This window comes from uncultured Bradyrhizobium sp. (assembly GCF_947648125.1).
Lineage (GTDB): Bacteria > Pseudomonadota > Alphaproteobacteria > Rhizobiales > Xanthobacteraceae > Bradyrhizobium.
On sequence record NZ_CANSMR010000002.1, the window covers coordinates 84,169 to 105,371 of the forward strand.

At 63.7% G+C, this 21,203-nt stretch carries 21 protein-coding genes; 10 read left to right on the forward strand and 11 right to left on the reverse strand.

The window, feature by feature from the left end; genetic code table 11:
- Positions 1-273: 273 nt before the first annotated feature.
- Positions 274-1,185 (forward strand): DUF2189 domain-containing protein, encoded by a 912-nt coding sequence (locus Q0030_RS03980; RefSeq protein WP_298363314.1) that lies wholly within the window; start codon positions 274-276, stop codon positions 1,183-1,185.
- A gap of 234 nt (positions 1,186-1,419) precedes the next feature.
- On the forward strand, positions 1,420-2,235 hold the full coding sequence (locus Q0030_RS03985; RefSeq protein WP_298363315.1) for a lytic murein transglycosylase: 816 nt from the start codon (positions 1,420-1,422) through the stop codon (positions 2,233-2,235).
- A gap of 130 nt (positions 2,236-2,365) precedes the next feature.
- Here Q0030_RS03985 and Q0030_RS03990 read toward each other — a convergent pair whose 3' ends face one another.
- A complete protein-coding gene (locus Q0030_RS03990) occupies positions 2,366-2,653 on the reverse strand; it encodes a hypothetical protein (protein WP_298363316.1) in 288 nt (95 codons plus the stop codon).
- A gap of 732 nt (positions 2,654-3,385) precedes the next feature.
- Here Q0030_RS03990 and Q0030_RS03995 point away from each other — a divergent pair.
- From Q0030_RS03995 to Q0030_RS04010, 4 genes are all read left to right on the forward strand, one after another.
- Positions 3,386-3,538 (forward strand): DUF1127 domain-containing protein, encoded by a 153-nt coding sequence (locus Q0030_RS03995; protein ID WP_016846063.1) that lies wholly within the window; start codon positions 3,386-3,388, stop codon positions 3,536-3,538.
- 215 nt (positions 3,539-3,753) lie between these two features.
- A complete protein-coding gene (gene trmFO, locus Q0030_RS04000) occupies positions 3,754-5,187 on the forward strand; it encodes a methylenetetrahydrofolate--tRNA-(uracil(54)-C(5))-methyltransferase (FADH(2)-oxidizing) TrmFO (protein ID WP_298363318.1) in 1,434 nt (477 codons plus the stop codon).
- Between the two features lie 5 nt (positions 5,188-5,192).
- Positions 5,193-6,305: a serine/threonine protein kinase gene (locus Q0030_RS04005; RefSeq protein ID WP_298363320.1), complete on the forward strand. Its 1,113-nt coding sequence runs from the start codon at positions 5,193-5,195 to the stop codon at positions 6,303-6,305.
- Between the two features lie 148 nt (positions 6,306-6,453).
- Positions 6,454-6,732, forward strand: coding sequence for a DUF1488 family protein (locus Q0030_RS04010; RefSeq protein WP_298363321.1), 279 nt, complete (start codon positions 6,454-6,456; stop codon positions 6,730-6,732).
- A 2-nt stretch (positions 6,733-6,734) separates the two neighbouring features.
- Here Q0030_RS04010 and Q0030_RS04015 read toward each other — a convergent pair whose 3' ends face one another.
- From Q0030_RS04015 to yajC, 5 genes are read right to left on the reverse strand one after another with little or no spacing between them, the layout of a single operon-like run.
- On the reverse strand, positions 6,735-7,598 hold the full coding sequence (locus Q0030_RS04015) for a phytoene/squalene synthase family protein (RefSeq protein WP_298363322.1): 864 nt from the start codon (positions 7,596-7,598) through the stop codon (positions 6,735-6,737).
- Positions 7,595-7,978, reverse strand: coding sequence for an MTH938/NDUFAF3 family protein (locus Q0030_RS04020; protein ID WP_298363323.1), 384 nt, complete (start codon positions 7,976-7,978; stop codon positions 7,595-7,597). The genes Q0030_RS04015 and Q0030_RS04020 overlap by 4 nt, the downstream gene beginning before the upstream one ends.
- Before the next feature lie 6 nt (positions 7,979-7,984).
- Positions 7,985-9,013: a protein translocase subunit SecF gene (gene secF, locus Q0030_RS04025; protein WP_298363324.1), complete on the reverse strand. Its 1,029-nt coding sequence runs from the start codon at positions 9,011-9,013 to the stop codon at positions 7,985-7,987.
- 10 nt (positions 9,014-9,023) lie between these two features.
- Positions 9,024-10,619, reverse strand: coding sequence for a protein translocase subunit SecD (gene secD / locus Q0030_RS04030; protein ID WP_298363325.1), 1,596 nt, complete (start codon positions 10,617-10,619; stop codon positions 9,024-9,026).
- Between the two features lie 40 nt (positions 10,620-10,659).
- Entirely contained in the window at positions 10,660-11,016 is a 357-nt protein-coding gene (gene yajC, locus Q0030_RS04035; protein ID WP_050400518.1) for a preprotein translocase subunit YajC, read from the reverse strand.
- Positions 11,017-11,308: 292 nt separating this feature from the next.
- On the opposite strand from yajC, the gene Q0030_RS04040 reads away from it, so the two are divergent.
- From Q0030_RS04040 to Q0030_RS04050, 3 genes are all read left to right on the forward strand, one after another.
- Positions 11,309-12,190 (forward strand): ATP-binding protein, encoded by an 882-nt coding sequence (locus Q0030_RS04040; RefSeq protein WP_298363326.1) that lies wholly within the window; start codon positions 11,309-11,311, stop codon positions 12,188-12,190.
- 66 nt (positions 12,191-12,256) lie between these two features.
- Complete coding sequence (locus tag Q0030_RS04045) at positions 12,257-12,736, forward strand: hypothetical protein (protein WP_298363328.1); 480 nt, start codon at positions 12,257-12,259, stop codon at positions 12,734-12,736.
- A gap of 357 nt (positions 12,737-13,093) precedes the next feature.
- Complete coding sequence (locus Q0030_RS04050; protein ID WP_298363329.1) at positions 13,094-14,719, forward strand: porin; 1,626 nt, start codon at positions 13,094-13,096, stop codon at positions 14,717-14,719.
- Positions 14,720-14,897: 178 nt separating this feature from the next.
- Here the strand turns inward: Q0030_RS04050 and Q0030_RS04055 are convergent, their stop codons facing one another.
- Both Q0030_RS04055 and Q0030_RS04060 read right to left on the reverse strand, forming a co-directional pair.
- Entirely contained in the window at positions 14,898-16,289 is a 1,392-nt protein-coding gene (locus Q0030_RS04055; protein ID WP_298363330.1) for a LysM peptidoglycan-binding domain-containing M23 family metallopeptidase, read from the reverse strand.
- A 110-nt stretch (positions 16,290-16,399) separates the two neighbouring features.
- Positions 16,400-17,056 carry a protein-L-isoaspartate(D-aspartate) O-methyltransferase gene (locus tag Q0030_RS04060; protein ID WP_298363332.1) on the reverse strand — a complete coding sequence of 219 codons (657 nt, stop codon included), beginning with the start codon at positions 17,054-17,056 and terminating at the stop codon, positions 16,400-16,402.
- A 374-nt stretch (positions 17,057-17,430) separates the two neighbouring features.
- Here Q0030_RS04060 and Q0030_RS04065 point away from each other — a divergent pair, with 374 nt between their 5' ends.
- Positions 17,431-17,808 carry a response regulator gene (locus Q0030_RS04065; RefSeq protein ID WP_083991871.1) on the forward strand — a complete coding sequence of 126 codons (378 nt, stop codon included), beginning with the start codon at positions 17,431-17,433 and terminating at the stop codon, positions 17,806-17,808.
- 115 nt (positions 17,809-17,923) lie between these two features.
- On the opposite strand, the gene surE is transcribed toward Q0030_RS04065, so the two are convergent.
- The 3 genes from surE to serS form a co-directional block, all read right to left on the reverse strand.
- Complete coding sequence (gene surE, locus Q0030_RS04070) at positions 17,924-18,691, reverse strand: 5'/3'-nucleotidase SurE (protein WP_092113995.1); 768 nt, start codon at positions 18,689-18,691, stop codon at positions 17,924-17,926.
- Positions 18,692-18,770: 79 nt separating this feature from the next.
- Positions 18,771-19,817: a hypothetical protein gene (locus Q0030_RS04075; protein WP_298363337.1), complete on the reverse strand. Its 1,047-nt coding sequence runs from the start codon at positions 19,815-19,817 to the stop codon at positions 18,771-18,773.
- A 16-nt stretch (positions 19,818-19,833) separates the two neighbouring features.
- Entirely contained in the window at positions 19,834-21,165 is a 1,332-nt protein-coding gene (gene serS, locus Q0030_RS04080) for a serine--tRNA ligase (protein ID WP_298363341.1), read from the reverse strand.
- Between the last annotated feature and the right edge of the window lie 38 nt (positions 21,166-21,203).

Consider the following 21,203-nt stretch of genomic DNA (forward strand, 5'->3'; position numbering starts at 1 on the left):
GAGTTGAGATGTGAAGGCCACACGGCAATGCGCCGGCTGACCGAGGTCGCAGTTCAAGTGTATCGCCCCCTCAATACCTTGCCAATGCGACATTCACTCAAGCGTGAGTGCTTTTGGCGCGGTTTGGGAGTACCCTCACTAAACAGTTCGCGACACGGCCAGTTCCCTGCTTTGTCTTTCGCGTCTGGCTTGCTCGTGATCGCTTCGAGAGGCGGTACGTTTGTGCCCGCGCGCCGGGCGCAGAATGCGCCCGCCCAGAGGGAGACAACGACCATGGCCAGTCCATACCAAGGCAATGTCACATCGATGACGCAGAGCGGACAAGGCGCCGCATCTGCGCCGGTTATCCGCACCATCGGCCTGTCCGATTTGCATCAAGCGCTGCGTCTCGGCTGGGAAGACTTCAAGGCAGTACCAAGTCACGCCATCATCCTGTGTCTGATCTATCCCGTGCTCGGCATCGTGCTTGCGCGCACCGTGCACGGTTATTCAGTGCTGCCCCTGCTGTTTCCGCTGGCCGCGGGCTTTGCCCTGCTCGGCCCGTTCGCCGCGATCGGTCTCTACGAGATGAGCCGCCGCCGCGAGGACGGTGGTGAGGCATCCGCATGGGACGCCATGCAGGTATTCCGCTCGCCGTCATTCGGCGCGATGCTCGGGGTCGGAACGTTGCTGTTCGCACTGTTCGTGACCTGGATCGCGACCGCTCAGGCGATCTACACCGCAGTGTTCGGCTATCAGGTCGCGGCCGACATTCCCGATTTTGCCGAGCGCGTGCTGACCACCCCGCAAGGCTGGTGGTTGATCGTGGTCGGCTGCAGCGTCGGCTTTCTGTTCGCGCTCGTCGCGCTTTGCATCAGCGTGGTCGCCTTCCCGATGATGCTCGACCGCCAGGCGACCGCCGGCGAAGCCATGGTGACGTCGATGCGCGCCGTCGCACAAAACCCGGTGCCGATGGCGGCCTGGGGTCTGATCGTCGCGGTGTTGCTGGTGCTCGGCACGATCCCGTTCTTCCTCGGGCTTGCCGTCGTGATCCCCCTGCTCGGTCACGCCACCTGGCACCTCTATCGCGAGGTCATCGTCAAGGATCCGGACGCACGGCCGGTGATCCCCGAGCCGCGCGAACGCAAGCCCGCCGCCGACTTCCCGGCTAACCTGTTTCCGTGGCGGCGTAGCGATCGCGGATAAGCGCCAGTCACCCCGAACTCGTAAACCCCAAAGCAACCGCCGGCCGATTATATTCGGCCGGCGGTTTGTCGTTTCCGGATCGTCAAATGGGTGTGAAGTTGGCGTGGCATTTGCAGCGTTGCCTGAGATAAACGGCTCGATCACGAGCCTTGTTTTGGCCGCTGTTGCCGCGAACATACCCGCCGGGTTTCGCGACCAATCGATGACATCGCAGACTCCGGAGTGCAATTGCCTATGACCTCGCGCTTTTCCTTTCACACGCTCGCCGTCGGGGCGTGGCTCTTGACCTCGACCGCGTCTGCGCTCGCCGCCCAATGCGGCACGGGCACGTTCGAGTCCTGGCTCGACGACTTCAAGAAGGAGGCCGTGACGAAGGGCATTTCGCAGAACGCAATCCAGGCCGGGTTGAATGGCGTCACACAGGACAAGGCTATCCTGGCGCGCGACCATTCGCAGCAGGTGTTCAGCCAGACCTTCGAGCAGTTCTCGGGTCGCATGGTGCCGCCGCGGCTCAATCGTGGCTCCGACATGATGAAGCGCTACGGCTCGGTGCTGTCGCGAATCGAGGAGACATACGGCGTGCCCGGTGAAATCCTGGTCGCGATCTGGGGGCTGGAGACCGATTTCGGCGTCAACACCGGCAAATTTCCGACCATGCGCTCGCTGGCGACGCTGGCCTATGATTGCCGCCGCTCCGACATGTTCAAGGCCGAGTTGATGGATGCGTTGCGCATCGTCGAGCGTGGCGATCTCGCGCCGCAGGAGATGCGCGGCGCCTGGGCCGGCGAGATCGGCCAGACCCAATTCATGCCGTCGTCCTACATCAAGTTCGCGGTCGATTTCGACGGCAACGGCAAACGCGACCTCTTGCACAACGTGCCTGACGTGCTGGCGTCGACGGCGAACTTCCTGAAGAGCTACGGCTGGAAGAAGGGCAAAGGCTGGGAGCCCGGCAGCGAAAACTTCGCGGTCATCCAGCAATGGAACAAGAGCGAGGTGTACGCCAAGACGATCGGCTACTTCGCCACTCAACTCGCGAAGGCTCCGTAGCGCGGTGGAGTTGCGTAGCGGCGAGAAGCCCGCACGTCGGCTCTGCTTCGATCAGCGCTGCTCCTGCTCGGGCTGAATCAAAAAGGGCCGATTGCCCCAGGCAATCGGCCCTTATGCCATGATCAAAAGCTTACTTCGCCATGCTCTCTTCGGCGGCCTTGCTGAGGTGCGCGCCGCATGCGCCCCACTTGTTGTTCAGCATTGCGTCCTGCGCGAGCGAGACTTCCTTCTCCGCCGCGAATTTGACCTCATTGTCGGCCATAGCTTCGACGGCAGCTTCAGTCTTGCCGAAATTGGCACCGCTGCAGCCGACGCCCATATGATGAGGATGAGCGGCCTGCGCGGGAGCAGCGACAGCGTAAGCGACGGCAGCCATGCTGGCTGCGGCGATGAATGTTTTAATCATGGGATGATCCATCTCTTGTTCTTGGACAGATCCCTGCGTGATTGCGGAATCTGCAGCGCAATTATTCGCTGTTCCCAGCGCCGTTCAGAATGAACTTCGCGCGATACGAATGTGATCGGCGCTGCACGCGGATCGCGCATGCGTTGCATAGTGTTTCGATTACATGTCGGTAAGGAAGCGGCGCCGCATTAGCTTTGCTGCAGCGTTCACTTCAATCGAAATGCACTTCCGGTAATCCTCAGCACATTCCGCGCAGCACCACGGACGCGAGGGAAATCCGCACGACGCGTGAGGACCGAACTACCTCTCGCGTCAATGCGACTGATTGACGCTCCGCCGTTCAGAGGGCGCCTGCAACAAAAGATGAATTAATAATCATTTCAATGCCATCTTGTCGCATGCGAATCACGCATGGAACACATCGACGTGATCCGGTGAGCGAGGGTTGGAAAAACTTGATTGGACGGTCTTTAATTACCATATATCCAGCTCGATCCGGCTTACCAAAATTCCGACAACCAATTGATTTCAGAAATATTTTGGCAATATTCGGCGTGTCGACGGAATTTTCGTTTACGGACCTGCTCGGCGAGCGCGAAACGGTTAATCGAAACTTACCGCCGCCATGCGTTTTGTGCTTAGCTGCATCGCACCATTGGAACTACCGCGCCGCACCATATCATCTATATTCACTTCAACGATGAGGCTTTTGAAAAGCTGAATCTGAATTACTAGGAGACTACCATGTTGCTCTCGCTCATCCGCATGATCCAGGCTTTCCGGGATTATCAGCGCAATGTCAGCGAACTGTCCCAGCTCAGCGATCGCGAACTGGCCGATATCGGCCTCGACCGCTCGGACATTCCGCGCGTTGCCGCCGGTACCTACAACGGCTAATCGGCCGCAAGCCATCTGATGAACGGATAACGCCCGCTTCCACAGCGGGCGTTCTCGTTTTCAGAGCCCATCCCGTTCCGACGGCATCGGAACGGGATGGGCTCTGGTCCTAGGTTTGACGCGTTTTCTTCACGCGAACCGGTACCCACTTCGCTTGAAAACGCTCTGCTGCAGTTTCAGATGCATATGATCTCGAAACGCGCTAACGCTGCGCGATGACACCGCATCAATCCTCTTCCCAACCCGTGCACATCGTGGGCGCGGGGCTCGCCGGCTCGGAAGCCGCCTGGCAGGTTGCCAATTCCGGCGTCCGTGCCGTCCTGCATGAAATGCGTCCGCACCGGATGACCGAGGCGCATCGGACCGAGGGCTGCGCCGAACTGGTCTGCTCGAATTCCTTCCGCTCCGACGATGCCGCCAACAACGCGGTCGGGCTGCTGCACGCCGAGATGCGGCGGCTGGGCTCGCTCATCATGCGCTCCGCCGATGCCAACCAGGTGCCCGCCGGCGGCGCGCTCGCGGTCGACCGCGATGGCTTCTCCGCCGCCGTCACCAAAGCCCTGAACGAACATCCGCTGATCGAGATCAGCCGCGAGGAAGTCGCGGGCCTGCCGCCGGCCGACTGGAGCAACGTGATCGTTGCTACCGGTCCCCTCACCTCGGCGCCGCTCGCCGACGCCATCAGGCAGCTCACCGACGAGAATGCGCTGGCCTTCTTCGATGCGATCGCGCCGATCGTGCACAAGGATTCCATCGACATGTCGGTGGCCTGGTTTCAGTCGCGCTACGACAAGGTCGGTCCTGGCGGCACCGGCGCCGATTACATCAACTGCCCGATGACCAAGGAGCAATATGACGCCTTCGTCGCGGCGCTGCTCGACGGCGAGAAGGTCGACTTCAAGGACTGGGAGACCAACACGCCCTATTTCGACGGCTGCCTGCCGGTCGAGGTGATGGCCGAACGCGGCCACGAGACGCTGCGCCACGGGCCGATGAAGCCGGTCGGGTTGACCAATCCGCACAATCCGACCGTCAAGGCCTATGCGATCGTCCAGCTGCGGCAGGACAACAAGCTCGGCACGCTCTACAACATCGTCGGTTTCCAGACCAAGCTGAAGCACGGCGCGCAGCAGCGCGTGTTCCGCACCATCCCGGGCCTCGAGAATGCGGAGTTCGCCCGCCTCGGCGGCCTGCATCGCAACACCTTCCTGAATTCGCCGAAGCTGCTCGATAGCCAGTTGCGCCTGCGCGCGCAGCCGCGGCTGCGTTTCGCCGGCCAGATGACGGGCTGCGAGGGTTACGTCGAATCGGCCAGCGTCGGCCTGATTGCCGGCCTCTGCGCCGCCGCCGACATGCGCGGCACCGCGCTGACGCCACCGCCCGCCACCACCGCGCTCGGCGCGCTGCTCGGCCATATCACCGGTGGCCATATCGAGACGATCGACGCCGGGACGCGTTCGTTCCAGCCGATGAACATCAATTTCGGTCTGTTCCCGCCGCTGGCCAGCGCTCCGACCAAGAAGCCGGACGGCTCGCGGCTGCGCGGCAACGAGAAGACGGTCGCCAAGAAGCAGGCGATCAGCGCGCGGGCACTCACCGACCTCGACCACTGGATCGCAGAACACCTGCGCGTTGCGGCAGCGGCCTGATCGTCATGAGCTTGCCGAAAGACGACGACGCCACCCTGTCGGCGCGATGGAGCCAGGGCGTGCTGCTCAAGCGCGACGTGTTCTCGACCGTCGAGCGCGGCCGTTTCCGCGGCGATGACGGCGAGGTCGACGGCGTGCTGCGCCGGCTCGATCAGGTGCCCGTCTGGTCGTTCGCCGTGGCGCTGCATCTGTTCTCGCGCGAACGCCGCGCGCTGACCCTGGCGCGCGATCTCGACGTCGGCCCGAAGTTGCTGTGGGCAGGCAGGCGCGCGCTGGTGCGCGGCTTCATCGACGGCGCGGCACTGCATCTGGCGAAGCCGCATGGCGACGTCGCCTATTTCCGCTCCGCCAAGGCCGCGTTGCGCAAGCTGCATCGCGCCGGCATCTGCCATAACGACCTCGCCAAGGAGCAGAACTGGCTGGTCGGCCGCGACGGCCGCGCCTACCTCACCGACTTCCAGCTTGCGGCCTGCTTCAAGACCCGGAGCCGGCTGTTCCGCATCGCAGCCTATGAGGATCTGCGGCATCTGTTGAAGCACAAGCGCAGCTACGCGCCGGAGGCACTGACGCCGAAGGAGCGCAAGGTGCTCGCGAAGAAGTCCGCGGTCGCCAGCGTCTGGCTCAAGACCGGCAAGAAGGTCTATCAGGCGATCACGCGCGGCATCTTCAATTTCACCGACCGCGAGGGCGGCGGTCGGCGGCTGGTCAACGACGCACCGGTGCTGGTCGATCTGATCCGCAGGAATCCGGACGTACGCGACACCGCGATCGTCGCCTTTGCCGACCGGCGCGTCGGAGTCGGCCTCTACGCCTTTGTCGAGGCCGACCAGTCCGCGCTGGAAAAGACGCTGCGCAACGAGCTTGCCACAGCCAAAGGCGTCAAGCCGCCCGAACACATCCAGATCGTGCACGCATTGCCGCGCGATGCGGCCGGCAAGCCGCGCACCGAAATCCTGCAACTCGTCGCCATGAACCAGATCGACCTGATCGAGCCGATGATGCGCAGCGACGCCGATCGCGAGTTCCTCAGGGACATCCTCGAGCAACGGAAGAATCTGCGCGACCGCTTCAATTTTGAAGTTGCCGAGATGGATCGACCGGCGGGCCAGGCGCGATGAGAACGGATTTGAACGACGTCGCGCGTTGGGTTCTTGCTTGAGCGCGATCTACGCGTCGACGCTGCGCACTTCCAAGCGCGCAGCTCTCGACAAACGCAGCGCGACGCGCCAATCTTACGAGGGGGTATCGCGCTCAAGGGACTAGCTTATGCCACTGACCCGTGGCCGTATCGGGGGATATGATGCCGAGCGGATGGCGTTCGGATTCACCATGATGCACGGCGACCAGGAAGTTGAATGCCAGATCAGCGACGCTGCAATGGACGAATTGGCCGGCACGCGTGGAACGGCGAGCATCGCTCGCCAAGCTCAGTTCGTTGCACTGCGCGACGCAGTCGAGCGGATCGCATCCGACATCTTTGACAGCGGACCGTTCGTCAAAGGCGCGACGATCCGCATCTTCACCAAGCACATCTCGAAAGAATAGGGCTAGCGACCGAACTCTTCCGTGCGCGCAGCTCGCCACAACGTCCAGAGCGTGCGCAGGCGTGACACCGGCTTCGGCAGGAACGGATCGTAGTCGGCCCGCCTTACCCGGTTCAGTTCGCGCCTGATGTGAGCGAGCGGCAGGAAGATCGGCCTCACGCCGGACGGCACATCCGCAAGCAGCCCGAATGCGGTCTTGAGATGGCCCTGCGCCTCGTCCGCCAGCTGATCGATCGCAGCGCGGATGTTCGGCGTCGGCTTGCCGGCAAACACCTCCTCCTTGCTGCTGCCGTGCCGCTGCAGCAGCTGCAGTGGCAGAAGAAGTTGCTGCCGCGACGCGTCGCGGCCCAGCGCCGCGATGACCTGCGCCATGCCCTGGGCGAGGCCCGCATGACGGGCCAGGTGATCGATCGCCTCCGATGGCCGCGCCACCACGCGTGTGGCTTGCGCGAACAGCGCCGATGCCGTGGCGTCGAGGTAGCCCTCGAGCGCGGCCAGCGATGGCATCGGGTCGTTGTAGAGATCGAACTGATGCTCCTCGACCAGCTGCGAGAATGGCGAAACCGGCAGGCGGTGATTGCGGATGGCATACAGCAGCTCGGCTGCGACCGGATTGCCCTCGACGCCGCCGTGTCCCACCCCGGCCAGCATGTCGGTCCACCATTGCAGCCGCATCTCGCCGGGCAGCGGCTGGCTGACCTGCTCGTGCACGCGCGAGACCTCGATGTTGAAGGCGTAGATCGCGAGCAGCGCCCGGCGCTCCGGACCCGGCATGAACAAGGTCGACGCGTAGCGCACGAAGTCATGGCTCCGCACCAGATCGGCGCAGAACGCCGCGCCGTCCTTCGGCGCCCCCGTCGCGCTCATGGCACCGCGATCAGCGCCGCCGCGACGCGACGCCGCTCGCCCAGCATGATGTTGTAGGTGCGGATCGCAGGGCCCGTCTGCATCGGGTCGAGCACCACCCGCACCGCGCGCAGGGCCTCGCGCAGGCCCCTTGGCGGCACCCAGACCTCGGTGCCGGTGCCGACGATCAGCGTGTCGATCGCATTGGCGGCCGCGAATACCTTTTGCAGCGCGTATTCGTCGATCTCCTGCGGCCGGGTCACCGACCAGGCCCAGATCGAGTCGGGCAGGCACAACAGCGAGCCGCGGTGCGACATATCGGCAAACGCGAAGCCGCCCTTACCGTAGGCCTCGATCGGCGCCGACCTCGGAAGATGGGGAGCGTCCGAGGAATTGCTCATGACCGGCTACTTCTTGGCTGCCGCGTTCGGCTTCTTCTCCGATTCATCGTCGGCGGCGTCGCGCCTCGTGGTGCCGACGCCGAGATAGATCAGGATCGGTGCCGCAATGAAGATCGAGGTGTAGGTGCCGACCAGCACCACGCCGAACATCATCACGGCGGTGAAGCTGTGAATTGCCTGGCCGCCGAACAGCAGCAGCGCGAGCAGCGCCAGGGTCACGGTGACGTGGGTGATGATCGAGCGCGACAGTGTCGAGTTGATCGATTCGTTCAGCAGCTGCGGCATCGGCATCTTCTTGTAGCGCCGCAGCATCTCGCGGATACGGTCATAGATGACGACGGTATCGTTGAGCGAATAGCCGAGAATCGTCAGCAGCGCCGCGATGCTGGTGAGATCGAAATCGACCTGGGTGATCGACATGAAGCCGATCGTCAGCACGATGTCGTGGACGTTGGCGATCATGGCGCCGAGCGCGAACTGCCACTCGAACCGGAACCAGAGATAGATCAGGATGCCGACGATCGCGAGCATCAGGCCGAGCATGCCGTAGGCGAGCAATTCGCCGGAGACGCGCGGTCCCACCACTTCGACGCGGCGGTAGTCGACGGAATCGCCGAGCGCGCCGCGAACCTTCGTCACCGCATCTTGCTGGGCCTGGTCGCCGCCGGGCTGCTCCGCGACGCGGATCAGGACTTCAGCCGGACCTCCGAACTGCTGCAACTGCACCTCGCCGAGGCCAAGGCCGTTCAGGGTCGTGCGCATCGCGGCAATGTCGGCGGTGCCGGACTTGGCCCGTACCTCCAGCAGTGTACCGCCCTTGAAGTCGATGCCGAAATTCAGGCCGTGGGTGAAGAACAGCGTGATCGCAACGATCGAGAGCAGCGCCGAGACCGGAAAGCTGATGCGGCGAAAGCGCGTGAAGTCGAAATGCGTGTCGTCGGGCACGATGCGCAGCGACGGCATCAGCCCGAGCGCCGCGACCACGGTCAGCACGGCAATCAGGATGCCAAGGCCAATGAGAACGGTATGAGTCACAATAGGCCTCTCAGATCGGCACGGTTTGCGGCCGCTTCCACCGCACCCATGCCGCGACGATCAGGCGCGTCAGGGTAAAGGCGGTGAACACCGTGGTGATGATGCCGATGCCGAGCGTCACGGCAAAGCCGCGAACCGGTCCGGTGCCGATGTAGAACAGCACGGCGGCGGCGATGAAGGTGGTGATGTTGGAATCGAGGATGGTCGCCAGCGCCCTCTTGAAGCCGGCGTCGATCGCCGAGATAGCGTTGCGGCCGCCGCGCAATTCCTCGCGGATGCGCTCGTAGATCAGCACGTTGGAGTCGACTGCGATGCCGACCGTCAGCACGATGCCGGCGATGCCGGGCAAGGTCAGCGTGGCGTTGAGCAGCGACAGTAGCCCGAAGATCATGGCGACGTTGATGGCCACCGCGATGTTGGCGAACACCCCGAACAGCCGGTACGTGATCAACATGAACACGATGACCAGGATCGAGCCGACATAGGCCGCAAGCTCGCCCTTTTCGATCGAGTCCTGGCCGAGGCCGGGACCGACAGTGCGCTCCTCGACCACCGTCAGCGGCGCCGGCAGCGCGCCGGCGCGCATGAGGATCGCCAGATCGTTGGCCGACTGCACGGTGAAGCTGCCGGAGATCTGGCCCTGTCCGCCGGTGATCGGTTCGCGAATCACGGGTGCCGAGATCACCTTGTTGTCGAGCACGATCGCAAACGGCTGGCCGACATTATCGGCGGTCGCCTGAGCGAATTTGCGCGCGCCCGAGGTATTGAACTTGAAGCTGACGATCGCCTCGCCGGTACGCTGGTCAAAGCCGGGTTGGGCATCGGAGAGTTCGCTTCCGGAAACCAGGACCTGCTTCTTCACAATGTACGGAACCGGTGGCGGCGACGCGCTCACGAGCCGCTCCGAGTCAGCCGGCACCGTGGCCTGATCGGGCGACGCCGTGGTGTCGACCATGCGGAATTCCATCTTCGCGGTCTTGCCGAGCAGCTCCTTCAGATGGGTCGGGTCCTGCAGGCCGGGCACCTGCACCAGGATGCGGTCGGTACCCTGACGCTGGATCAAGGGCTCAACGGTGCCGAGCTCGTTGACACGGCGCTCGACGATCTGGATCGACTGCTCGATGGTCTTGCGCATCCGCTCGATCATCGCGGGCTGCGACACGCTCAGGCGGATCAAGCCGCCCCCCGCGTCCGTCACATCGACATCGCGCTGGCCGCCGGAGCCGAGCAAGCCGCCGATCGGCTGCGCGATCTCGCGAAGTTTCGCCAACGCCGCCGGAACATCGGTCTCCTTCGCGATCCGGGCCTCGACGGCATCGTTGCGGATCGTGACGCCTCCGGTAAAGCCGATCCGGGCGTCACGCAGCGCCTTTCTTGTGTCGTCGCGAACCTGCTCGAGCTTCTCCTTCTTCACATAGTTGGCGTCGACCTCGAGCAGCAGATACGAGCCGCCCTGCAAATCGAGGCCGAGGACGAGGCGCCGCTGCGCCCAGGCCGGCCAGGTCTTGACCTGCGCCTCGGGGAAGAAATTGGGCACGGCGCACAGGCAGACCACCAGCGCTGTCAGGATAATCGCCAGCGCTCGCCACCGCGTGAAATACAACATCGAATTGACCTGTCAGATTCGGCAAAAGGCTCCGCGGCGATCAGCTCGCGGACGCCTCGTCCTTGGCGTCGCCCTTTGCCGGCTCACCCTTGGTCCGCACGCCCGAAATCATCTGGCGCATCTGGCGCACACGAACCCCGTCCGAAATCTCGAACTCAATCTGGTCGTCGTCGACCACCTTGGTCACCTTGCCGACGAGGCCGCCCGAGGTCACCACGGTGTCGCCGCGGCGGATGTTCTTCACGAGATCCGCATGATCGCGCACCTTCCGCTGCTGCGGGCGCAGAATCAGGAAGTACATGATGACGAAGATCAGCGCGAATGGCAGCAGCGACATCAACATGCTGTTGGTATCAGTGCCAGCTCCAGCCTGAGCAAACGCAGGAGTAATCAGCATTCAGACGATCCTCGGATAAGACGGGAAAGGACCGGCAGCGCCCTCGGGTTCGGGGCGGTATGGCGGTCCGGACAAATTCGCGCGGACTATAGCGGCCGCGGTCCCAATTGCAACGTTACCGGACCTTCATTTAGGGCGCTTGCGGGACCGCCGCCAGCCCGATAAGGCTGCGCCGTCAGGAACTGGACAAATGCCGAAAAAAGCCAAGAAAACTACCAGTAAAACAGCCCGCAAAACCGCCCCTCAAGTTGCCGCCAAGCGTACCGCAAACGCCGCGACAAAACGCCCGGTAATGCCGCTCGACGGCGCCACCGCCGAGCGGATCGCAAATGCCCTGGAGACCATTGCGAGCCGCCTTGCGGCCGCCTCCCCGGCCTCCGATCCGGCCGAGTCGTTCGGCGCCGCCGACGCCTTTGTCTGGCATCCGGACGGGCGCCTCGCCCCGGTGCCGCGCGTCAGCCGGGTCGAGATCGGCCTGCTCAAGGGCGTCGACCGGATGCGCGATATCCTGATGGAGAATACCGAACGCTTCGCCAACGGGCTGCCCGCCAACAACGCGCTGCTGTGGGGCGCCCGCGGCATGGGCAAGTCGTCGCTGGTCAAGGCGACGCATGCCAGCCTCAATGTCGATCGTAAGCCGGCCGACCGGCTCAAGCTGATCGAGATCCACCGCGAGGACATCGAGAGCCTGCCCGGCCTGATGGAGCTTCTGCGCAGCTCTTCCTTCCGCTTCATCGTGTTCTGCGACGACCTCTCCTTCGACGGCAACGACGCCTCCTACAAATCGCTCAAGGCGGTGCTGGAAGGCGGTATCGAGGGACGACCCGAGAACGTCATCCTCTATGCGACCTCGAACCGGCGCCATCTCCTGGCGCGCGAGATGATCGAGAACGAGCGCTCGACCGCAATCAATCCGGGCGAAGCGGTCGAAGAGAAAGTGTCACTGTCGGATCGCTTTGGTCTCTGGCTCGGCTTCCACCGCTGCAGCCAGGACGAGTACCTTGCGATGGTGAAGGGCTATTGCGACCATTACGGCATCAAGATCGCCGAGAACGAGCTCGAGCGCGAGGCGCTCGAATGGTCGACCACCCGCGGCTCGCGCTCCGGCCGCGTCGCCTGGCAGTACACGCAGGAACTCGCTGGCCGGCTCGGCGTGCGGCTGAGCGGGGCATAGCGCGAGCCGGACCTCCGGCAAGTGGGAGGCCTTCTGAATTCGGTGCGGCATGGGTACACTCGACGCATGCCGGCCGAACCCAGCACGACAGCGAGACGATGTGGCGAGTGCACCGCTTGCTGCGATGGCTGGCTGAAAATCCGGATTCGTGGCCACGACGTCCATCCGGGGCAGCCGTGCCCGTTCAGCAGCGCGGGCAAATGCACGATCTACGACGAGCGTCCGGTCGATCCCTGCCGGAATTTCGTCTGCGGCTGGCTTACGCCGACAAGCCCGCTGCCCGACTGGATGCGACCGGATAGATCCGATGTCATCTTTCTTCCGGCAAGCTTTGTCTGGCGCACCATTCCAGTCGACGTTGCGGTTGCCATCGGCGCTCATCCGAAAGCCAAGGCGCGCGCGTGGCTGGAAGCCTTCAGCCGCGACGCGCGCCGTCCCCTGCTGCTGCAATCGGATGGGGACTGGCACGCGTTTGGACCGCCGCAATTCCTGAGCGACATGGTCGAACGTCTCGCAGACGGGCGAGACCCCTGGCAGCCGGTCTAGGCCTCGCGCCAAGCGGGAGTTCGCCTCGAAGCGCGCAGAATTTGGCATCCATTATTCCAAAACGGACCTCAATTTTTGCAATGCAATAATTTACGTCAATAGTACTGTCTCATTTTGACGATTGAATTTCTGATCAGGCATTCAACCACATGTATGTAAGTCAAATTTTATTCCAGAATCCAAGATGCGACAAATTGATGCAGTGCAATAGTATCATAGTACCATTTAAGTCACATCGCGTGTTTATCTCCCTTGCCGTCCCCGCATCCATGTATCTGGTGTGTGGTATACATTAACGTTCCTCCACTTTGTGACCCTCAGCACACCGCTGAGGTGATCTGACAAAGGGGGGATTGGATGAAGAAGGGACTTCTCGCCGGAACCGCACTCGCGGCGATCGGCCTGGCGCTCACACAACAGCCGGTGCAGGCAGCAACGCTCGACGACGTGATGGCGCGTCTGGATGCGCTCGAACGCAACAATGCGAAGCTCGCGAAGGAGAATGCACAGCTCCGGGATCGCGTGAATCACATCTCAAGCCGCAGCGCCGCGCCCCCTGCGGCAGCCTCAACGCCAAAGGGCAACCCGGTGCAGCATGCCGGCGTCGCCCCCTCCCCGGCCCCGGCTCCGGAGCACGCCGTCGTCAGCATCGGAGGCGCGCCGCTCTACAGCAAGGCGCCGGGTGGCAACGCGTTCGTCGACAACACCACCGTCACGCTCTACGGCCACGTGGATTTGTCCGGCGATGTCTTCAACGCCGGCGTGTTCGATCAGGGCACCAAGTTCGGCATTGCGAGCAACCTCACTTATTTCGGCGTTCGCGCGCGGCACAATCTCGAGCCCTACGGCTTTGCCGGATGGGCCGCGGTGGCCCAGTTCGAATCCCTTGTCGAGGTCGCGGCGGTGCCGACCGAGCGCGCTGCGTTCGGTACGCGCGACAGCTACATCGGAATGGAATCGCCATGGGGTAGCATCAAGGCCGGCAAGTCCGACACACCGTACAAGAAGGCGACCGCGAAGTTCGATCCGTTCTCGGCGACGCTCGGCGACTACAACTCGATCATGGGCAATACCGGCGGCGACCTGCGGGCGGAGTTCGATTGGCGCGCAGGGCATGCGCTCTGGTACGAATCGCCGATCTGGAACGGCTTCCAGACCACGCTGATGGTCTCGCCCGGACAGAACACGGCAAAGGACAACAGCGATTTCGCGCTCGGCGACTTCAACTGCCCCGCCACGTCCTCGCGTGGCAGCGGCAGCGGCTTCCCGCTGACGTCGGCTCCTGAAGGCTGTACCGACGGATCGTACGGCAACCTGTACAGCGCATCGCTGACCTACAATCAGGGACCGTTCACGGCGGTCGCCGCCTACGAACTGCATGAGGGTACCAACCGCACCGGTGACGAGGCCGTCACGCCATTGAGCACTGGCGGCGTGTTGATCGTTCCGCCGGGAGCCGTCGGCGTTGCCAACGAATGGGCCGCAAAGATCGGCGCCGGGTATCGCCTCGACGACGGCATCGGCAAGCTGCAGCTCTACGGCATCTACGAGGTGATGCGGCGCGAGAACACCGTGGCCGCCTTCAACGAGCGGTCGCGCGACGGCTACTTCCTCAGCGCCACGCAGAGCGTCGGCGCCTGGGACGTCAGCGCGTCATGGGCTCATGCCAATGCATCGCCGGGCTCGCCGGGGACCGGGGTATTCAACAACTACACCGTCACTCCGGCACCGGGATCGGCCGACTTTGCGCTCAACTCGGTCGACAGCAGCGCCGATCAGTATGCGGCTGGCGTCAAGTATCACTTCAGCCCGTTCGCGACCTGGTACCTCGTCGGCAGCTACCTGCGGAACGGCCCCGGCGCGCACTACTGCCTCGGCGCAAGCGGCCACGGCTACGCCATCTGCGGACGCGATGCCAACAACAACGTGGTCGCCGGCAACAAGGCCTCGGCGGTCACGACCGGCATGACGTTCGACTTCTAAAAGCGTTTTCGAGCGAAGTGGGCACCGGTTCGAGCGAAGAAAACACGTCAAAATAAGAAGCTAGAGCTTCGGTTCTGATGCAATCAGAACCGAAATGCTCTAGCGCAAAACAAAACGGGGGAGGCTTATGCCTCCCCCGTTGTCTTTGTTGTGAGACTTGGAAGTCCCGGCGCGTAACTTACGCGCCGTTGAGGAACTGGAGCGGATCGACCGGAGACGATCCCTTGCGAATTTCGAAGTGGAGCTGCGGCGAGCCGGCCTCACCCGACTGCCCCGACTTGGCGATCACCTGGCCGCGCTTGATGGTGTCGCCGCGCTTCACCAGGATTTCGCTCGCGTGGGCGTAGGCGGTGACATAGCCGTTGGAATGCCGAACCAGCACGAGATTGCCGTAGCCCTTCAGCTCATTGCCCGAATAGGCGACGACGCCGTCTTCGGCCGCCTTGACAGGCGTGCCTTCGGGCACCGCGACGTTGATGCCGTCGTTGACCTTGCCGTTGGTCTTCGAGCCGTAGGCGGTGATGACCTTGCCGCGCACTGGCCAGCGGAACGTCGGCAACGCGCCAGTGGCTTCGCTCGACTTGGTGGCAACCGGCGCTTCCGCGGCGGCGACCGGCTGTTCGACAGTCGCGGTCGGCTGAACCAGCCGCGCGCTCTGCTGCGGCAGCGCCGTGGCGACGACCTTCGGAGCCGCCATGGCCGGTGCCGGGGCAACCGCAACGGGTGCGGCAGCAACGCCTTGCGCAACCGGCGCAGGCGCCGCCATCGCGGTCTTGGCGCCAGGCACCACCAGCTTCATGCCGAGGCTGAGCCGGGCCGACTGATCGAGATTGTTGGCGCGGGCAAGCTCAGCCACGGGAATGTGGTGCTGGCGCGCGATGCTGTGCAGCGTGTCGCCGCGATTGACATAGTGGACACCGGCAGGCGCGACTGCGACGGCAGGCGCGACTGCGACGGCAACGGGCCGCGTGGCAGGTGCTGCCATCGCCGGCGCTGCTGCGGCGGCCATCGGGCGCGGAATGACCAGCTGCTGACCGGGCGACAGCGCGCGGGGTCCCTTGTCGCCATTGGCGCGCAGGATCTCGGCGGTCGAGACGTTGTAGCGGCGCGCCAGCACTTCGAGCGTATCGCTGGTGCCGACAATGATGGTGGTGCCGCTATGTCCGGCATGCGCTGCGGCGACCGAATGCGGAACGGTGCCGGTGGCTTCGATCTGCGGCTGCGCAGGCGGCGTGTAGGACGAAAGCCCGCGCCCGCCTCCGGAGACGCCAGCGTTGGCGACCGGGTAGGACTGCGGCGCTGCAACCGGCGGCGGCAACGGCTGTGACTGATACTGTGAATATTGCGGTTGCGTTCGTGGCCGCGCGTATTGCGGCAGCTCGCGCGGCGGCGGCGCCTGCACGGTGCCGGTCGGCTGCGGATCAAACGCAAACGGATTTTGCGAGTAGGAGTTTTGCGAGAAGCGCGACGACATATCGGCGCTGCAACCGGCAAAAGCCATGGACATCAGCGTCAGCACCGCAACCTGCGGTACGCGACGCGAGCGAAGCAACTCAACAACCCCGGACATGGTTACTCACTCGTACGCAACAAAAGACTGTTTTGAGTAAACACGTCGCGAGTAAATAACCGCTTAACCCTGCGAATAAGGCGTTGGTGCCAAGCAGCAAATCGCCGAGTTCACAGTTCGCGCGCGATTCCCGGCAGCGCCGGCACAAAGCGGACATCGACCAATTCCTTGCGGTCGAAGCCGCTCTCCGTCCGCACCACGCGGACCAAGGTCTGGGTCCCCTGATGCGGCCCGACCGGGGCGATCAGGATGCCGCCCGGCTCGAGCCGCTCCAGCAGCTTCTCCGGGATCTGCTCCATCGCCGCGGTGACGATGATGCGGTCGAAATCGCCGGCCCCCGCCGGGACGTCGAAGCCGTCGCCGAGCAGCACCTCGATGTTGTAATAGCCCAGCTTTTCGAGGCGCTTGCGGGCGCCGTCGGCCAGCGTCCGGTAGCGCTCGATGGTCAGAACCTGCTTGCACAGCCGGGACAGGACGGCGGCCTGGTAGCCCGAGCCGGTGCCGATCTCGAGCACGCGGTGGTCCTTCTGCAGCTGCAGCTGCTCGGTCATGTAGGCCACGACAAAAGGCTGGCTGATGGTCTGCCCGCAGGCGATTCCAAGCGCGCTGTCGCGGTAGGCCTCGTTGCGATCGCGGGGATCGACGAACACCTCGCGCGGCACCTCCTCCATGGTGCGCAGCACCGCCTGATCGCTGACCCCTCGCCGCCGCAGGGTGAGCTGAAACATCATCTTCTCGGTCGGATCGGGCTTCACGGCCATGTTCATCAGCGTCTCTGGGCAGCAGCGCGGAATCTTCCTTAAGCTTGATGCCATTGAAATCCGAAATACCGCGTTAAGGAAAAATTTCCCGTTACCTTTTGTTCCCGGCCAGGAACCAGCAGTCCGATTTCGTGCTGGCGCCAACACCGGCAGCTTCCCATATAATTGCCAGTGATGCGCGGTTAACGCCCAGGCGCGGGGAGTTCTGGTTGTACGGTTTAGAACCCGTCGGAGCCTGGACGAATCCTGCGCAACAAGTCAGTCAGAGCGCCCCGGCGAAACAGCGTCGCGCGCTGGAAACCGACTAATTCCCAAACGTTTGCATTGCGCCTTGTAGTGTTATTTGCGAGCCTATTTCAGGGACGGGCAAGGATTCCATCATGACAGCGACACGGCCGGCGGGCTGTTCAGTTTTCCTCGTGGAGGACGAGGTCATGATCCGGATGATGGTCGCCGATATGCTGGAAGAGCTCGGCCATAGCGTCGCGGCCGAAGCCGGCGAGATCGGCGAAGCGGTCAAGCTTGCGCAATCGACCGAATTCGACCTCGCGATCCTGGACGTCAACGTCAATGGCAAGGTGATCACCCCGGTCGCCGAGCTGATCAACGCCCGCAACCGCCCCTTCATCTTCGCGACCGGCTATGGCTCGTCCGGCCTGCCCCCGGAGTATCGCGATCGTCCGGCACTGCAAAAGCCCTTCCAGCTGGAAACGCTGGCACAGGTGATCTCCAGCGCGATGCGGAGCGCGCCGGTTTAAGCCTCACCCGCATTCGTAGCCCGGATGCAGCGAAGCGAAATCCAGGACCGCTCTCTATGCGTTAGAGATTCCCCGGACTTCGCTGCGCTGCATCCGGGCTACAAATTCCCTGCTCTCACTTCAACGTCGCGGTCAGCGCTTCCGAAAACGCCTCATCGGTGCGGTCGAGCCGCAGCGGCGTCACCGAGACGTAGCGCGCGGCAAGTGCGGCGAGATCGGTGCCTTCGGCCGGCGCATCCATCATCGCCGCGCGCTCGAAGCCGATCCAGAAATACGGATTGCCGCGTCCGTCGTGACGGCGATCGATCTTCAGGAAACCCTGATTGCGCTTGCCCTGTCGCGTGATCCGGATGCCCTTGACGTCATCGGGCATGCAGGACGGGAAGTTGACATTGATGACGGTGTTGCGGGGAACGCCTGCGCCGATCACCTTGCGGATGATGTCGGGTCCGAATTTCAGCGCGGTCTCCCACAGCGGCGCGTTGCGCGTCTCGATCGAGAACTCCTGCGACAGTGCAAAGGACGGAAAGCCCAGGATGGTGCCTTCCAGCGCGCCAGCGATGGTGCCGGAATAGACCACGTCCTCGGCGACGTTGCGGCCCTTGTTGACGCCGCTCAGCACGAGATCGGGCAGCTTGTCTCCGAGGATGTGGCGCGCGCCCATGATGACGCAATCGGTCGGCGTGCCGCGCACCGCGAAGTGACGCGGGCTGACTTCGCGCAGACGCAGCGGATCGTTGAGCGACAGCGAATGCGAGACGCCGGACTGGTCGAGCTCGGGGGCGACGATCCAGACGTCATCGGACAACGAGCGTGCGATCTGCTCGACGACCTGTAGGCCGGGGGCGTGGATGCCATCATCATTGGTGCAGAGAATTCGCATCCGTCAAAGTGCCTCTTGTTCCGATTCGACGCGGGTTTCTTGAGTTGCGGTTTCTTGAGTTGATTGCCGTCTTAACCGGCTAGGGCCGCGGAGGCAAACCCGACGAAGGCCCGTGCCATCGCGCCGACGTCACGCGCCAGGGATGCACAAACCTGCCACTGCCGGCGATCTTGCGGTCGAACACCGGCCAGGCCGGTCGGGCTGGCCGCCGAATAACCGTAACTACCGGCGACAGCACGGGCGCTTCGAGTTTCTTGACCGGCGCGGCCTGTCGCACTTCGGACGTGAGGGCCTCGGACTTGAGGGGCTCAGTCTTCGCAACTTCAGCTATGGCAGGTCCAATCTTGGGCGGTTCAACCCTCCGAGCTTCAGATTTGGGCGGTTCGGCGGCGACCGGTGCAGTCAGGCGAAGCTCCGGCTTGGAAGGTTTAGGAAGCTCCGATTTGAGGAGCTCGGCCCCGGTGGGTTCGATCTTGCCAGGTGCAGACGTCAGAGGCTCTGGCGTGAGCGGCCCAGGCTTGGCAGCTTCAGCGCTCGGGGCTTCGACCTTCCGAGACTCCGGCTTGAGCAGCTCGGGAGTGACCGAAGTCGCCTGAACAAGCTCGGGGCTCGGAGCCTTCGGAAGCTCCGATTTGGGGAGCCCGTATCTGACGGGTTCAACCTTGCGAGGCTCAAGCTTCGGCGTTTCGAGTTTGGGCAGTTCAGGTTTGGGCGGCGGCGCGGGCGCCTCTTCGGCCGGCTTTGCGACGGGCGCGACCGCAACCGATTTCGATTTCAGCCTCGCCAGCAGCTCCTCGATCGAGGGCACCGATTCCGCGTCAAGCGGAGCCCGCGGCGCGACCGGCGGCCTAGCCCGGACCGGAGGCGGCGGCGGCGCGACGGCTGCGGGCGGGGGCAGATCGGCCGGCGCCAGGTGGCCGAACTTGCCGCGCGCGATCTCCAGCGCCTTGTCGAAATCGGGCCTGTCGATCCAGGCCTTCGTTTGCACCTCGGTGACGCGGGCTTGCCACAGGCGCGCGGCCTCGATGTCGTAATAGCCCATCTGCTTCTGATTGATCAGCTGCAGACCGTGGCCCGTGACGGCCCATTGTCGACCAAGCCAGTGGATGTCCCGGTGGAGCGGCATCGCACTGGCCCTCGCCTCACATGCCGTGCTCGATGACCTTGAGCCCGCCCATATAGGGCTGCAGCACATCGGGCACCGCGATCGAGCCGTCCTGCTGCTGGTAGGTCTCCATCACAGCGATCAGGGCGCGCCCGACCGCGGTGCCGGAGCCGTTCAGCGTATGCACGAAGCGCGGTTTGCCGTCGGGGCCGCGATAGCGCGCGTCCATGCGACGCGCCTGGAAATCACCGCACACCGAGCAGCTCGAAATCTCGCGATAGGCACCGCCATCGCCCTGCCCCGGCATCCACACCTCGATGTCGTAGGTCTTCTGCGCCGAGAAGCCCATGTCGCCGGCGCACAGCGTCATCACGCGATAATGCAGGTCGAGCTTCTGCAGAACCTGCTCGGCGCAGGACAGCATGCGCTCGAGCTCGTCCTTGCTGGCTTCGGGTGTCGTGATCGACACCAGCTCGACCTTCGTGAACTGGTGCTGGCGGATCATGCCGCGCGTATCGCGTCCCGCAGCTCCTGCTTCGGCGCGGAAGCACGGCGTCAGCGCGGTGAGCCGCATCGGCAGCTCTTTTTCGTCGAGGATGGATTCGCGCGCGAGGTTGGTCAGCGAGACTTCCGCGGTCGGGATCAGGCCGAGGCGCTCGCTGCGCAGATCGGCATTCGGTGTCGAGAGCAATTCGCCCTTGATCGCCCAGAACTGGTCGTCCTCGAATTTCGGCAACTGGCCGGTGCCGAACATCACGGCGTCGCGCACCAGCAGCGGCGGATTGATCTCGGTATAGCCATGCTCGCCGGTGTGCAAATCGAGCATGAACTGCCCGATCGCACGCTCGAGCCGTGCCAGCCCCTTCTTCAGCACGACGAAGCGCGCGCCGGACAGTTTCGCCGCCGCTTCGAAATCCATATAGCCGAGCGCGGTGCCGAGATCGTCGTGCAGCTTCGGCGCAAAGCCGTAGTCACGCTTCTTGCCGAACACATGGTGCTGGACGTTGCCATGCTCGTCGGTGCCGTCGGGCACCTCATCGAGCGGCAAGTTCGGAATTGACGACAGCTCCTTCGTCAGCTCGTCGTCAAATGACTTCGCCGCAGCCTCGAGCTCTGGCATCGTGGTCTTGAGCTCGGCGACTTCGGCCATCAGCTTGGCCGCGCGCGCCTCGTCCTTCGCCTTCTTGGCATCGCCGATCTCCTTCGAGGCTGCATTGCGCCGCGCCTGGGCCTGCTCGGACGCCAGGATCGCCGCACGCCGCTTCTCGTCGATCGCCAGCAGCGACGGCGACAGAGCCCCAAGTCCGCGGCGTTTCAGGCCGGCGTCGAAGGCTGTCGGGTTGTCGCGGATCGCTTTGATGTCGTGCATGGCGGGGAGTCCTAACGTCGCTCTTCAAGATAACGTTG

Bases quoted from the DNA above. Each gene is read 5' to 3' on its own strand.
- Q0030_RS03980 (WP_298363314.1), top strand. From the start codon at position 274: ATGGCCAGTCCATACCAAGGCAATGTCACATCGATGACGCAGAGCGGA.
- Q0030_RS03985 (WP_298363315.1), top strand. From the start codon at position 1,420: ATGACCTCGCGCTTTTCCTTTCACACGCTCGCCGTCGGGGCGTGGCTC.
- Q0030_RS03990 (WP_298363316.1), bottom strand. From the start codon at position 2,653: ATGGATCATCCCATGATTAAAACATTCATCGCCGCAGCCAGCATGGCT.
- Q0030_RS03995 (WP_016846063.1), top strand. From the start codon at position 3,386: ATGTTGCTCTCGCTCATCCGCATGATCCAGGCTTTCCGGGATTATCAG.
- trmFO (WP_298363318.1), top strand. From the start codon at position 3,754: ATGACACCGCATCAATCCTCTTCCCAACCCGTGCACATCGTGGGCGCG.
- Q0030_RS04005 (WP_298363320.1), top strand. From the start codon at position 5,193: ATGAGCTTGCCGAAAGACGACGACGCCACCCTGTCGGCGCGATGGAGC.
- Q0030_RS04010 (WP_298363321.1), top strand. From the start codon at position 6,454: ATGCCACTGACCCGTGGCCGTATCGGGGGATATGATGCCGAGCGGATG.
- Q0030_RS04015 (WP_298363322.1), bottom strand. From the start codon at position 7,598: ATGAGCGCGACGGGGGCGCCGAAGGACGGCGCGGCGTTCTGCGCCGAT.
- Q0030_RS04020 (WP_298363323.1), bottom strand. From the start codon at position 7,978: ATGAGCAATTCCTCGGACGCTCCCCATCTTCCGAGGTCGGCGCCGATC.
- secD (WP_298363325.1), bottom strand. From the start codon at position 10,619: ATGTTGTATTTCACGCGGTGGCGAGCGCTGGCGATTATCCTGACAGCG.
- yajC (WP_050400518.1), bottom strand. From the start codon at position 11,016: ATGCTGATTACTCCTGCGTTTGCTCAGGCTGGAGCTGGCACTGATACC.
- Q0030_RS04040 (WP_298363326.1), top strand. From the start codon at position 11,309: ATGCCGCTCGACGGCGCCACCGCCGAGCGGATCGCAAATGCCCTGGAG.
- Q0030_RS04045 (WP_298363328.1), top strand. From the start codon at position 12,257: ATGCCGGCCGAACCCAGCACGACAGCGAGACGATGTGGCGAGTGCACC.
- Q0030_RS04050 (WP_298363329.1), top strand. From the start codon at position 13,094: ATGAAGAAGGGACTTCTCGCCGGAACCGCACTCGCGGCGATCGGCCTG.
- Q0030_RS04055 (WP_298363330.1), bottom strand. From the start codon at position 16,289: ATGTCCGGGGTTGTTGAGTTGCTTCGCTCGCGTCGCGTACCGCAGGTT.
- Q0030_RS04060 (WP_298363332.1), bottom strand. From the start codon at position 17,056: ATGAACATGGCCGTGAAGCCCGATCCGACCGAGAAGATGATGTTTCAG.
- Q0030_RS04065 (WP_083991871.1), top strand. From the start codon at position 17,431: ATGACAGCGACACGGCCGGCGGGCTGTTCAGTTTTCCTCGTGGAGGAC.
- surE (WP_092113995.1), bottom strand. From the start codon at position 18,691: ATGCGAATTCTCTGCACCAATGATGATGGCATCCACGCCCCCGGCCTA.
- Q0030_RS04075 (WP_298363337.1), bottom strand. From the start codon at position 19,817: ATGCCGCTCCACCGGGACATCCACTGGCTTGGTCGACAATGGGCCGTC.
- serS (WP_298363341.1), bottom strand. From the start codon at position 21,165: ATGCACGACATCAAAGCGATCCGCGACAACCCGACAGCCTTCGACGCC.